This is a genomic window from Arthrobacter sp. Edens01 (genome assembly GCF_001307035.1).
Taxonomy (GTDB): Bacteria; Actinomycetota; Actinomycetes; order Actinomycetales; family Micrococcaceae; genus Arthrobacter_B.
The window spans coordinates 56,413-68,551 of record NZ_LKIU01000002.1; the positions used below are offsets into that span (position 1 = coordinate 56,413).

Genomic DNA, 12,139 nt, shown 5'->3' on the forward strand with positions numbered 1-12,139 from the left:
CTCCCGCACCCCCACCCAACGAGATAGCAGAAACTGCCCGTATCCGGCCGGATACGGGCAGTTTCTGCTATCTCGTGTTACTCGATAACCGCGGTAAGGGAGATGCCGCCGTCAGTCACTGAAAGCCGGGCACCGAAGGTGAAGTCCTTGTCTTCCACCAGAGGGCTCTGCACCCCGGAGAACAGATCGGTCTGGGTGGCTTTGACCCGGGCCGTGCCCTGCAGCGGGGCGAGCACCCAGTGACCCTCTGCGGGGGAGATCTCAACACTCGGGTAATCGACAATCTCCCACGTGATGGGAGGCTCAACCCGGTTGTCCGTCAGGTGGTAGAAGGGGCAGCCCGGAGGCGCCAGCCGGTTCTGTTCCCCGGCACAGCTGTCCAGGAACTCGCGGACCCGGGTGTCAACCGCTTCCACCAGCTCATCGGTGGGCTGGCTCCGCAGCGTCAGGTCCAGTGAATCTCCGGGAGAGGACAGGACTGCCGCCTGTTCAGGAGCCTCGAAGTACCCGCTCGAGTAGGAGGCCGCCACCCGGGCGGGGTAGAACGCTGTGAACGTGTTGCTGCCCTCGGGCAGCAGGACCTGGCTGCCGTTCAGCACAGCCTCGTTCTGGTTGGCGGCGTTGACCTGGAAGGTCGGGAGTTCCTGCGGACGGATCTTCCACTCATCGAAGAAGATCCAGCGGGTACCGGTCCGCTCAAGTTCGAAGGTCGACTGGTGTTCGGATCCATCCAGCCGGTACTTGACCACAACGTCGGTGCGTCCCTTAACGGATGCTTCTGCTTCATCCATGGACAGCACTTCAAGCCCGTCCATGGAGGCTTTCAGCGCCTCTCCGTCCAGGAGGGCGGCGTTGGCGTCTGGAACCTTGGCGTTCAGGATCCCGAGGGCCTGGCCGCCGTTGCCCTCCTGAAGCGCCTGGAAATAGTCCTCCACCTGGTTGGCCGGCCCGTAAACCTTTGCGTTTACGAGCCAGATAGCGACGACGGCGGACGCGATGGTCAGCATGAGGACAGTGAGCCATATGGTGACTGCCCTGATTACCGGTGATGATGCCTGCACGCTCTTACGTTACCTGCCGCGGGCGGGCGCAGCTTACCCGGAGGCGGCTGCGTGCCGTCCCCGGGTCAGCCGGACCGATGCCCCTTAGGCGTCCGCTGCGGTGGCCGCGGCTTCCTTTTGTTCGTCGCGGGCCATGGCGATTTCTTCGGCACGCCGCTCATTAGCTTCTTCAGTCAGTTCCGCGCCGGCCTCCGGATCGCGGGTCAGGTTCTCGCCCGTCTCCGGATCGAAGATATGGATCTTGCGGGTGTCCAGCCACAGCTCTGCCTCACGGCCGCCGCGTACCCGGCTGGCGGCGTCGAGGGTCACCACGATCTGCGGGCGGAGTTCATCCGCGTCCATGTCCCGCGCCAGGTTGTCCAGCAGTTCCCGGACCTCGGGCGTGGGGTCGAAGTGGATGTAACCGTACTGTTCGTTGCCGAGCCATTCGGTGTGGGTGATGGCGGCCTTGAAAGTGGATCCCTTCGCCAGCTTGTCACCTTCCACCAGCGAGGCATCCTCAAAGAACTCCGGCCGGATGCCCACTAGCACGACTTTCTTGCCCTGTGCCTTGGCAGCCTTGTCTTCGGGGACCTGGATATCACCGACGGCGGTCTCCAGGATGTTTCCTTCCTTGATGGTCGCCGGGAGGAAGTTCATGGAGGGGGAGCCAATGAAACCGGCTACAAAGAGGTTGACGGGCTGCTCATACAGTTCACGGGGGGACGCCACCTGCTGCAGGATGCCCTTTTTCAGGACTGCAACGCGGTCGCCGAGGGTCATGGCCTCGGTCTGGTCGTGGGTCACGTAGATGCTGGTCACGCCCAGGCGCCGCTGCATCTGCGAGATTTCCGACCGCATCTGGCCGCGGAGCTTGGCGTCGAGGTTGGAGAGCGGCTCATCGAACAGGAACGCATCGGCCTGACGGACGATCGCGCGGCCCATGGCTACCCGCTGGCGCTGGCCGCCTGAGAGGTTCGCGGGCTTGCGGTCCAGGTGCTCCGTCAGCTCCAGGGTGGAAGCTGCGTCATTAACGAGCCGCTTAACTTCCTCATCGTTGTACTTGCCCTTGTTGAGCCGCAGCGGGAAGGCGATGTTCTCGAATACGGTCAGGTGCGGATAGAGGGCATAGTTCTGGAACACCATCGCAAGGTTCCGGTCCCGCGGAGCCTTGTCATTGACGCGCTCACCGTTGATCAGCAGGTCACCGGAAGTGATGTCCTCCAGACCCACGATCATACGAAGCAGGGTCGACTTACCGCAGCCGGACGGTCCCACCAGGATGATGAACTCGCCGTCGGCAATGTCCAGGCTGACGTCGTTGACGGCGGGGAAGCCGTCCCCGTACTTCTTGACGAGATGGTTGAGAGTGATAGATGCCATGCTCATGGCTCCTTTTCTAGTACCGTGCGTCTGGGGGCTAGCCCTTGACGGCGCCCTGGGTTAGTCCGGATACGATCTGTCGCTGGAACAGCAGTACGAGTACAACGACCGGGATGGTCACAATGATCGCTGCTGCGGAAATTGCCCCCGTTGGTGCCTCGAACTGGGAAGCTCCCGTAAAGAAGGCCAGCGCGGCCGGAACCGGCCGGGCGGCTGAGGTCGACGTGAGTGAAATGCCGTACACGAAGTCGTTCCAGGCGATGAAGAATGCGATGATCGCCGTCGTGAAGACGCCGGGCGCGGCAAGCGGAACGATCGCCTTCCGGAACGCCTGCCACGTGGTGGCGCCGTCCACCTGTGCCGCCTGCTCCAGTTCCCACGGAATCTGGCGGAAGAACGCGGCCAGGGTCCAGATGGAGATGGGAAGGGTCAGCGAGAGGTAGGGAATGATCAGCCCGGGCCAGGTGTCGTAGAGGCCAATGTTCCGCCAGAGGTTGAACAAGGGGGTCACGATGGAGATCACCGGGAAGATCGAGACGCCAAGAGCTGTGGTCAGCACCAGCCGCTTGCCCGGGAAATCCAGGCGGGCGATGGCGTAGGCACACAACGTAGCAAGTACGACGGCGATGAACGTGGCGATCAGCGAAATGCCGATCGAGTTCCGCAGCGCGGAGAGGAACAGTTCCTGTGCGTCTCCAACCAGGATCTGTTCGTAGTTCACCGTGGACCAGGTGGTCGGCAGGAACGTGCCGGAGGTGAGGTCGCTGGGAAGCTTGAACGACGTCGCGAAGATGGATGCAACGGGGAACAGCGCATAGACGATCACCAGGATGGAAATGATGGTCCAGGTGATGCGCCTGCGTATCGGTGACGATTCCATTTAGTTGCCCCCTCGTGCGCCGGTCAGGTCCACCTTGAAAAGTTTGATCGCCACGAAGCAGATCAGGATCACGCAGAGGAACAACAGGACTGAAACTGCCGAACCCATGCCGATCTCCAGCCGGGTAATCGATGTGCGGTAGGCCAGGAGGGACAGGGTCTCAGTGCCGTAGGCGCCCCTGGTCATGATGTAGACGTTGTCGAAGATTCGGAAGGCATCAAGTGCGCGGAACAGGACGGCCACCATGATGGCTGCCTTCATGTTCGGCACGATCACCCGGGAGAACCGCTGCCACCAGGTGGCGCCGTCGACCTCTGCCGCCTCGGTGAGCTCACCCGGGACCTGCGCGAGTCCGGCCAGCAGGAGGAGGGAGATGAACGGCGTCGTCTTCCAGATCTCCGAGGCCATGATGACGGTGATGGCGGTACCGAAGTCAGCGAACCAGTTCAGGTCGGTGCTGATGCCCGGCACCCAGCTGAACCAGTGGTTTATGTATCCGGAGTTGATGTCGAAGGCGTAGAACCAGGCGAATGCCGATACCACGGTGATGATGCCGTAGGGGACCAGGATGGCCGTGCGCAGCCAGCCGCGGACTGCCTTCAGAGCGCTGTTCATGACCATGGCCAGCGCAAAACCGAGCACGAGCTCGATCACCACGGTGACCACGGTGATCAGCAGGGTTACTCCCAGGTCCCGCCAGAAGACTTCATCGGTGAGGATGGTGGCGTAGTTGCTGAGGAAGACGAACTCCCGGTCGTCCGGAGCCGTCAGGCGGTACTTGAAGAGCGAATCCCAGAGCGCCAGGAGGATGGGATAAGCGGTTACGGCCAGCATGATGATGAACGCAGGCCCGGCCAGCCAGAAACCCAGCCGCCGTTCAGCCCTGGCCCGGTCGCTCAGCCCGGGTTTGCGTCCTTTGGGACTGCCGCCGGCAGCGGCGGCACGCATCTCGACTGACGTGCTCATAGCAGCCTCTCTCCCTTCAGGACCTCAAGAATGAACTGCTGGCTGGTTTCCGGCGTGGTGTCCGGATTGACGTCCTGCGGCGGAGTCCAGGTCTGCTGGATGCCGGTGGAGATTTCGTTGTAGTACGGAGTCTGCGGGCGGGGTTTGGCCAGATCGAGCGATTCACGGATCGTCCCTGCCATGGGGAACGTATCCACCACCTCCGGATCGTTATACGCATCCGGGTTCGAGGGCGGGTTGCCGTTGCTGGCGAAGTAATACGCCTGGTTCTCAGGACTGACAATGCACTCGATCGCGTCGAAGGCCTCATCCGGATGCTTGCTCTTGGAGCCAACGCCCAAATTGATGCCGCCCAGCGGGGGAGCGGTTTCCTCGCCCTCGTTGACCTGGGGGTACAGTGCCCAGCCAATGTCGTCGATCAGGGAAGCCGGCAGGGCACCCTCCTCAACGGCAGCGTTGGTCGCGGGCCAGACGAAGGGATAGTTGACCATAAACGCTCCCTTGTCGCCCTGGAACTGGATCATCGAAAAGTTCTCGGTCTGGGTTGGAAGCCCCGGGCCGCCGAGGCCTTCCTTGCCGATGGTGGAGACGATTTCGGCGGCCTTCTTCCCGGCATCCGAGTCGATGCCCAGCCGGATCTCATCGGCCGAGGCATCCGGGTTCTCCACGATCTGCCCGCCGGCCGATTCGATCAAAGCGTTCACCCATACGGTCATGGACTCGGCCCGGGCGCCCTGGACGCTGAGGTACTTGTCCTGGCTGGCGACCGCTTCGATCAGCTGGTCCCAGGTGACGGGCTGGCTCATATCGAGCCCGGCGGCCTCGGCCACGGACTTGCGGTACCAGAGAATCTGAGTGTTCGCCCAGAACGGGACGGCGACTACCTCGTCCTTCCAGGTGGCACCGGCAAGGGCGCCTTCCAGGACGTTGGCGGTGGTGCGTTCACGCACGTCATCAGGAATCGGCGCCAGGTATCCCGGTTCCGCGTATTCAGGGACGTTGGGCGGGTCCAGGCTCATGATGTCCATGCTGGTGTCACCTGCTGCGAGCCGCCGCGCCAGCTGCTCCCGCTGCGACGGGGCATCGTTGGGAAGAAGCGAAGTCTCAATGGTGTATGCCCCGTCCGAAGCGTCAGTGCAACGCTTCGCGAGTTCGGCCTGGCCGCCGTCGTCGGGGTTGATGTACCACGTCAGGGTCGGCGCAGAACCGGAATCCGAGCTGCAGCCGGCCAGCAGAGTGGCACCAACGGCGAGGGCGAACCCCGCAGCTGCAGACTTCTTCATCCGGTGTCTGCCGTGATGTTTTGCACCTTGTGGCATGGGTGTCTGCCTCCACCTCGTCGTAGGCACGGACTGCATGATGTTCCGCGAAAGGTTGCTCAGCAACCTTTCGATCGACCATATGCCCTCAGGGGTGGGTTGCGCCACAGTTCGCTGGTGAAACCAGCGAAACCTCAGGTGGCAGGGGTGTGGACCGTTACCGATCCGTGTTGAAGGGGGCAGTACAAGCGTAGTTTGGGCAGCAAAAAAGGGCCGAAGGTGAGTAGTGTGCCCGCAGGTGTCTGCAGGCTTGCGCCGTCGGGGGCCCAGCCCGCTCCCGTCAGGGACTTGGTATGTCCGCGGCGCTAGGAACGGGAGGCAGCCAGCGGAGGGCGCTCCGTGCCGGGGGTGAGGGCTTCGGCGGGATCCGTGCCGAGCTGCAGGATGCGGTTGTCCGCATCAACGTGCACCACCGTGGGAACGTAGGCGCGGGCCTCTTCGGTGGTCATGTCGGCGTACGTGATCAGGATGACTTTGTCGCCAATGTTCACCAGGTGCGCGGCTGCCCCGTTGATGCCTATGACGCCGGAACCGCGTTCACCGGCAATGGTGTAGGTTTCCAGCCGCGAGCCGTTGTCCACATCCACGATCGCTACCAGCTCGCCGGGAAGGATGTCCGCTGCGTCCAGAAGATCCTCGTCAATCGTCACGGACCCGACGTAGTGGAGATTTGAATGGGTAACGGTAGCTCGGTGGATCTTGGACTTAAACATTTTGCGGTTCATAGCGTGTACAAGTCTACGCCCGCCCCGGTCCGGCCCCTGGGCTCAAAAAAGGATCACCCCGGCCGGTGAGCCAGGGTGATCCGTGTTGGAGCGGGCGACGGGAATCGAACCCGCGTATCGAGCTTGGGAAGCTAGCGCTCTACCATTGAGCTACGCCCGCATGGGCCGGTGAACACCGGCACAGGAGACCACTTTACATGTCTTTGGCACCAGCAGCCTAAACACGTTTCGGCTGCCGGTAAGGCTCCGGTGCGCCGGAGAACGGCTAGGCCCGGCGGGCCGCTTCGCCGCTGCGCGCCCGCTCCACCAGCTCGCGCCAGCGCCCCTTGAGCGAAGTCTCCGGGATGGTGACGGCCTCTTTGCCCACGCTTATCTCGTACGTGAAGCGGTCGGCACCGTTCTGCTCTTCCTGAGGCGGGTCCTGGAGCAGGGGAAGCCAGCGTTCTTCGGCCTCCTCGGGACTCACCTCACTGCTCCACGTGCGCCGCATGCCAGCCATACCTCCAGTACGCACCACAACGAGTCTCATACCATGACATTAACCTCTTCCCACGCCGCCTGCACAGCAGAACTTTCTTCGCTTCCGGAGCCGTAGCGCTTTTCCGCGGCCGCAACGGTGGCTGCGGCGAAGACGGAAAACGTGCAGTCGACGGGGAGGCCGGGCTCGGTAATGGTGTCGTACCAGACCTGGCCTGCGCGTTCCCAGGCGAATCCGCCCAGCCGCACGGCGGCAAGGTAGAAGGCGTGGTTGGGAATTCCGGAATTCAGGTGCACGCCCCCGTTGTCCGAAGTGGTTTCAACATAGTCCGCCATGTTGGCCGGCTGCGGATCCTTGCCCAGCACGTCGTCGTCGTAAGCCGTGCCGGGGGCTGACATGGATCGGAGGGCAGTCCCGGAGACTTCCGGAGTGAACAGGCCTTCCCCGATCAGCCAGGAGGCCTGCTCCGCCGTCTGCCCGCGGAGTTTCTGCTCCACCAGGGTTCCGAACACATCGGCCACGGATTCATTCAGCGCCCCGGCCTGGTCCTGGTAGACAAAGTTGGCGGTGTACTGGATGACACCGTGGGTCAGCTCATGGCCGATCACCGTCAGCGATTTGCTGAACCGCTGGAATACCTCGCCGTCGCCGTCACCCAGGACCATCTGGGCCCCGTTCCAGAAAGCATTGTCATAGTCACGGCCGTAATGGACGGTTGCGAGCAGCGGCTGCCCGGCGCCGTCGACCGATGAGCGGCCGTACGCGTCAGAGAACAGTGCGTAGGTGGCACCGAGCCCGTCGTAGGTTTCGTCGACGGCGGGATCGCCCGTAGGCGGGGTTCCCTCAGTCCGCACTTCCTTGCCCGGGAGTTCCTGCTGCCCAAGGGCGTCAAATACGGTCCTGCGGAGCTTGGGGCTGAACGCGGTTCCTGAGGACGGAGGCATCGCGGAGCGGCCGAGCTGCCGGGTTTCCGCCACGGAAGTGAATTCCATGAGCGTGCGCCTGGCAGCATCGGCCGCTGCAGCGAGCCGGTCGGGACGGTCCGCAATCCGGGAGAGCAGATACGGCGGAACGATCGAGCAGTTCATTGGGGAAGCTGGGAAACAGGTCACTTTACAGCCCTCCATCTGTAGTGAGTTTCCTCAGAGTAGACGCCGCCACCCCCACTGCAATGCCGTTAGGTGCAAAACCGTGCGGGCGTATCCAAAGGGCAATAAACGCGCCGCAAATCCCGGGGACCGGGCAGGGAAGGTGTTATTCGTTGGAGGAGTCTGTGCCTGCTGCGGAGCCGCCAAACGCGGCGACTACTGCTTCGACGCCTTCGGGGCCGAGTTCCAGGCCCAGGGAGTTGCCGGGGTTGATGGCCAGCCCGTATCCGGGAGCGATGCTGCGCAGGGTGGCTTCGCCGGAGGCCTTGACCATAATCGGGGCGGTGTCGCGGATCCGCTGCGGAATGCGCTGGGCGTCCGTGAAAGTGGCCGCTACGGGAGCTGCTCCTTCGGGCGACTGCAGGACCAGCGCCTGGAAGCTGGCGGGGTCGTCCTCCACTGTCAGGCGTCCCACGCTGAGCAGCTCCGAATTCCAGATTGCGGTAATGACGTCCTGGTTGCTGATCGTGCCCGACTGGCCGGCCACGATGGCCTGCTCCAGCGCAGTGGCAGGTTCGGGTGAGCTCGGGCGGGTTTCGCCTGCCGGCGTTCCGGCTGCTTCCTCAGCTGCGCCGTCGGGCGTGTTGTTAATGCCGTTGTCCAAGGGGGGCCTCCTCTGGAGGGTCGGATGCATAAACGGCCAGTCTTCCACAGCCTGTCCGTGGCGCAGAAGAAAATCCCGGCGGGCTGCCGCTACCGTGAAGTCAGCACTGCGGACCGCGCACCCGGCAGGCCCGGGACAACAGACCAAACCACAGCCACAAATGGAGCAGTGATGAGCGTAGACCGGAACACCCGGGACCTGGAGCCGGGCATTGAGCGGGATTTCAGCAGGAAAATGAGCTACGGCTCGTATCTGGGCCTTGATGAACTGCTCTCCGCCCAGCACCCGGTCAGTGACCACCATGACGAGATGCTGTTCATCATCCAGCACCAGACCTCCGAGCTTTGGCTCAAGCTGGTACTCCATGAACTGCGCGGAGTCCGTACCCGGCTGATGAATGACGACCTGCGTGCTGCCATGAAAGGGATCGCACGGATCAAGCACATCCAGCGTTCGCTGACCGAGCAGTGGTCCGTCCTGGCAACCCTGACGCCGTCGGAGTACGCGGAGTTCCGCGGCGAGCTCGGAGCCTCTTCCGGCTTCCAGTCCTACCAGTACCGTGCGGTTGAGTTCCTGCTGGGAAACAAGAACGCCGCCATGCTCGAAGTGTTCCGGGCGGACCCGCAGGCCCAGGAACTGCTGGCTGACCTTCTTGCGGGGACCAGCGTCTACGACGAATTCATCCGGGCCCTGCACCGGCGCGGTTACCCGGTGCCGCAGGAACTCCTGGACCGGGACGTCACCCAGGCGCATGTCTTCAGCGGCCCATTGATGGACATATTCCGGGACGTGTATGAAAACCCTGCTGAGAACTGGGACATCTACGAGGCATGCGAGGAACTGGTGGACCTGGAGGACAACTTCCAGCTCTGGCGCTTCCGGCACCTGCTCACCGTGCAGCGCACAATCGGCATGAAGCGGGGAACCGGCGGCTCCTCAGGGGCACACTTCCTCCGCAGCGCCCTCGACCTCACCTTTTTCCCTGAGCTCTATGCCGTCCGCACCGAAATTGGGCAGCGTTGAGGATGCGCTATTTTTAGAAGGTGCTGATATCTGACCGCGACATCCGAGCCGAAATTGCCGACGAGCGGATCGTCCTGGATCCATATGACCCCGCAATGGTCCAGCCTTCCAGCGTCGACGTGCGGATCGACCGCTACTTCCGGCTCTTCGACAACCATAAATACGCGCACATTGATCCGTCCCTGGACCAGCCGGACCTTACCCGCCTGGTTGAGGTGGCCCCTGACGAGCCCTTTATCCTCCATCCGGGTGAGTTCGTCCTCGGATCCACGTACGAAAGCGTTACCCTGCCCGATGACGTCGCTGCGCGGCTGGAAGGCAAGTCCTCGCTGGGCCGGCTTGGCCTGCTGACGCACTCCACCGCCGGGTTTATCGACCCCGGGTTCTCCGGCCACGTGACACTCGAGCTCTCCAACATGGCGACCCTTCCGATCAAGCTGTGGCCCGGTTCCAAAATCGGCCAGCTCTGCTTCTTCAGGCTCAGCTCGCCGGCCGAGTACGCCTACGGGTCCGGTGTCTACGGCAACCGGTACCAGGGACAGCGGGGACCGACGGCGTCGCGCAGCCACCTGAACTTCCACCGCACCAGCATCTAGGGCCAGGTCCGGCGCCAAGGCGCCCTTACTGTGGACACCTGCTCGGCACGGTGCCAGATTGTCCTGCATGGAACCCGCAGAATCAGATGCCCTGACGGACTACCTGGCTGCCCTGGACCACCCCATGTCCTCGGTGGTACGGCACCTGCGTGAGGCCATCCTTTCGGTTGACCCGCAGATCCGCGAGAACATCAAGTGGAACGCGCCGAACTTCACCCTCCGCGATGACTTCGCCACGTTCAACCTCCGGCGGCCGGACAACGTCCAGGTAGTGCTGCACACCGGTGCAAGGCCCAAGCCTGACCATCGGGAGATCACCGTCAATGATCCGCACAAGGTGCTGCGGATGGTTGGACGGAACAGGGGAGTCATCACGCTCTCCAGCCGCGCAGCCGCGGAAGCGGCCATGGCGGACTTCACCGACGTCGTGCGGCAGTGGGTAGCCCAGCTGGAATAGCGTCTGCTAAATCTCGGGAACGACGGCCCTGGGGGTGCGGTCCGGGGAACGGACCGGCAGGAGCGCCAGCAGTCCCAGGAGCAGGACCAGCAGGATTCCGATGATGCCGTAGCGCTGTGCCCCGAATATGGCGATGAACGCAGCGAACAGCGATGGTGCAAGGAAGCTCACCGCGCGGCCAGTGGTGGCGTAAAGCCCAAACAGTTCGGCCTCCTCGCCTTCGGGTGCCAGCCGTGCGAGGAACGCACGGGAGGCGGACTGCGCCGGTCCCACGAACAGGCACAAAGCGAGGCCGAAGATCCAGAACGTAGTGTCTCCGGTCCATTCCAGGCCCAAGACGCTGACATCGCCCGCTCCCAGGACAGCGATGGCAGATCCGGCCAGCAGCAGGCCGGTGAGAGCTCCAACGATCACCGGTTTGGGGCCAATCCGGTCGTCCAGGAAGCCTCCGGCGAACGATCCAGCTGCTGCGACGATGTTCCCGAAGATGGCGAACATGATGACCTGGGGCAGCTCCCAGCCGAAGGTTCCGCCGGCAATCACGCCGCCGAAAGTGAACACTGCGGCCAGCCCGTCCCGGAACACGGCACTGGCCAGCAGGAAGAAAATGGTGTGCGGGCTGGTCTTGTAGATGGCCTTGATTCGGCGGAACAGCAGGCCGTAGGACGCGAAGAATCCGATTTTGGCGGCGCGCTGCCGCGGGACCTCGGGGACGGTGAAGAAGATTGGCAGGGAGAACACCAGGAACCAGACAGCGGAGAAGACTGCCACTGCACGGATGTTCTGGCCATTCTCTGAAGTGACTCCGAACCACCCGACATCCGGGTTGATGAAGCCCACCAGCACCAGGGCGAGTGCGGCGATGCCACCCACGTAGCCCATGGCCCAGCCGAACCCGCTGACCCTGCCGATAGTGGAGGGTGTGGAGACCTGTTTGAGCATCGCAAAGTAGTTCACGTTGGCGAACTCGAAAAACACATTGGCCAGCGCGATCAGGGCGACGCCGAGCAGGAGGAAGTTCTCACCCGGATAAACGAAGAAGCACAGGCTGGTTGCTATGCAGACCGCAACTGTATTGATGCCCAGCCACAGCTTGCGGCGCCCGCCTGCATCCGAGCGCTGGCCGGCAACGGGCGCCAGTACGGCTACCAGCACACCCGCAACCGCCAAACCCGCCCCGAGGACGGCAGAAGCGTGATCTTCGCCACCAAATGAGTCGGATGTCAGATAGACGGTGAATACAAAAGTCGTCATGACGGCGTTGAAGGATGCCGATCCCCAGTCCCAGGAGGCCCACGCCCAAACCTCCCGCCGTCGCGCTTTAGCGGGGGCCCCGGAGTGTCCGGGGGATGCGTGCGTCGTCGAAGCCATGATCCAGATGCTAGCGGGCAAATGGGTGCGAAAGGAGAAGGGACGCGTCACAAATCTGCGGCGGATGCAAGGGGCACTGAATGTGACCGGCGCTTATGCCTCAGCTAGAATGAACGAAGCCCCTCGACCCGACGTTGATAACTAAAGCT

At 63.0% G+C, this 12,139-nt stretch carries 13 protein-coding genes and 1 tRNA gene; 3 read left to right on the forward strand and 11 right to left on the reverse strand.

What is annotated here, in order from left to right; genetic code table 11:
- Positions 1-77 precede the first annotated feature (77 nt).
- The 10 genes from AO716_RS00665 to AO716_RS00710 form a co-directional block, all read right to left on the reverse strand.
- Positions 78-1,061, reverse strand: a complete 984-nt coding sequence (locus AO716_RS00665; RefSeq protein WP_055239042.1) for a hypothetical protein — start codon at positions 1,059-1,061, stop codon at positions 78-80.
- A gap of 84 nt (positions 1,062-1,145) precedes the next feature.
- Positions 1,146-2,423 carry an ABC transporter ATP-binding protein gene (locus tag AO716_RS00670; RefSeq protein ID WP_055239043.1) on the reverse strand — a complete coding sequence of 426 codons (1,278 nt, stop codon included), beginning with the start codon at positions 2,421-2,423 and terminating at the stop codon, positions 1,146-1,148.
- A gap of 37 nt (positions 2,424-2,460) precedes the next feature.
- The gene (locus tag AO716_RS00675) at positions 2,461-3,303 is read right to left on the reverse strand and encodes a carbohydrate ABC transporter permease (RefSeq protein WP_055239044.1); all 843 of its coding nucleotides are present in this window, start codon (positions 3,301-3,303) and stop codon (positions 2,461-2,463) included.
- Complete coding sequence (locus AO716_RS00680) at positions 3,304-4,269, reverse strand: carbohydrate ABC transporter permease (RefSeq protein ID WP_055239045.1); 966 nt, start codon at positions 4,267-4,269, stop codon at positions 3,304-3,306. It abuts the gene before it with no gap.
- The gene (locus tag AO716_RS00685; protein WP_152969809.1) at positions 4,266-5,552 is read right to left on the reverse strand and encodes an extracellular solute-binding protein; all 1,287 of its coding nucleotides are present in this window, start codon (positions 5,550-5,552) and stop codon (positions 4,266-4,268) included. The genes AO716_RS00680 and AO716_RS00685 overlap by 4 nt, the downstream gene beginning before the upstream one ends.
- A 341-nt stretch (positions 5,553-5,893) precedes the next feature.
- Positions 5,894-6,313, reverse strand: coding sequence for an aspartate 1-decarboxylase (gene panD / locus AO716_RS00690; RefSeq protein ID WP_055239047.1), 420 nt, complete (start codon positions 6,311-6,313; stop codon positions 5,894-5,896).
- Between the two features lie 86 nt (positions 6,314-6,399).
- Positions 6,400-6,473, reverse strand: a tRNA-Gly gene (locus AO716_RS00695).
- 105 nt (positions 6,474-6,578) lie between these two features.
- Positions 6,579-6,842 (reverse strand): protealysin inhibitor emfourin, encoded by a 264-nt coding sequence (locus AO716_RS00700; protein WP_321164358.1) that lies wholly within the window; start codon positions 6,840-6,842, stop codon positions 6,579-6,581.
- Entirely contained in the window at positions 6,839-7,879 is a 1,041-nt protein-coding gene (locus AO716_RS00705; RefSeq protein ID WP_055239049.1) for a M4 family metallopeptidase, read from the reverse strand. Before AO716_RS00705 ends, AO716_RS00700 begins: the two co-directional genes overlap by 4 nt.
- Positions 7,880-8,045: 166 nt before the next feature.
- On the reverse strand, positions 8,046-8,543 hold the full coding sequence (locus AO716_RS00710) for an SseB family protein (RefSeq protein WP_055239050.1): 498 nt from the start codon (positions 8,541-8,543) through the stop codon (positions 8,046-8,048).
- Positions 8,544-8,714: 171 nt separating this feature from the next.
- Here AO716_RS00710 and kynA point away from each other — a divergent pair, with 171 nt between their 5' ends.
- The 3 genes from kynA to AO716_RS00725 all read left to right on the forward strand — a co-directional run bounded on the left by kynA (position 8,715) and on the right by AO716_RS00725 (position 10,619).
- Positions 8,715-9,566, forward strand: coding sequence for a tryptophan 2,3-dioxygenase (gene kynA / locus AO716_RS00715; protein WP_055239051.1), 852 nt, complete (start codon positions 8,715-8,717; stop codon positions 9,564-9,566).
- A 20-nt stretch (positions 9,567-9,586) separates the two neighbouring features.
- The gene (gene dcd, locus AO716_RS00720; RefSeq protein ID WP_055239052.1) at positions 9,587-10,162 is read left to right on the forward strand and encodes a dCTP deaminase; all 576 of its coding nucleotides are present in this window, start codon (positions 9,587-9,589) and stop codon (positions 10,160-10,162) included.
- A gap of 67 nt (positions 10,163-10,229) precedes the next feature.
- The gene (locus tag AO716_RS00725) at positions 10,230-10,619 is read left to right on the forward strand and encodes a DUF1801 domain-containing protein (RefSeq protein WP_055239053.1); all 390 of its coding nucleotides are present in this window, start codon (positions 10,230-10,232) and stop codon (positions 10,617-10,619) included.
- A 6-nt stretch (positions 10,620-10,625) separates the two neighbouring features.
- On the opposite strand, the gene AO716_RS00730 is transcribed toward AO716_RS00725, so the two are convergent.
- Entirely contained in the window at positions 10,626-11,990 is a 1,365-nt protein-coding gene (locus tag AO716_RS00730) for an MFS transporter (protein ID WP_055239054.1), read from the reverse strand.
- Positions 11,991-12,139 lie beyond the last annotated feature (149 nt).

Excerpts from the sequence above, each read along its gene's own strand:
- AO716_RS00670 (WP_055239043.1), bottom strand. The coding sequence starts at position 2,423 with ATGGCATCTATCACTCTCAACCATCTCGTCAAGAAGTACGGGGACGGC.
- AO716_RS00675 (WP_055239044.1), bottom strand. The coding sequence starts at position 3,303 with ATGGAATCGTCACCGATACGCAGGCGCATCACCTGGACCATCATTTCC.
- AO716_RS00680 (WP_055239045.1), bottom strand. The coding sequence starts at position 4,269 with ATGAGCACGTCAGTCGAGATGCGTGCCGCCGCTGCCGGCGGCAGTCCC.
- AO716_RS00685 (WP_152969809.1), bottom strand. The coding sequence starts at position 5,552 with ATGAAGAAGTCTGCAGCTGCGGGGTTCGCCCTCGCCGTTGGTGCCACT.
- panD (WP_055239047.1), bottom strand. The coding sequence starts at position 6,313 with ATGAACCGCAAAATGTTTAAGTCCAAGATCCACCGAGCTACCGTTACC.
- AO716_RS00700 (WP_321164358.1), bottom strand. The coding sequence starts at position 6,842 with ATGAGACTCGTTGTGGTGCGTACTGGAGGTATGGCTGGCATGCGGCGC.
- AO716_RS00705 (WP_055239049.1), bottom strand. The coding sequence starts at position 7,879 with ATGAACTGCTCGATCGTTCCGCCGTATCTGCTCTCCCGGATTGCGGAC.
- kynA (WP_055239051.1), top strand. The coding sequence starts at position 8,715 with ATGAGCGTAGACCGGAACACCCGGGACCTGGAGCCGGGCATTGAGCGG.
- AO716_RS00725 (WP_055239053.1), top strand. The coding sequence starts at position 10,230 with ATGGAACCCGCAGAATCAGATGCCCTGACGGACTACCTGGCTGCCCTG.
- AO716_RS00730 (WP_055239054.1), bottom strand. The coding sequence starts at position 11,990 with ATGGCTTCGACGACGCACGCATCCCCCGGACACTCCGGGGCCCCCGCT.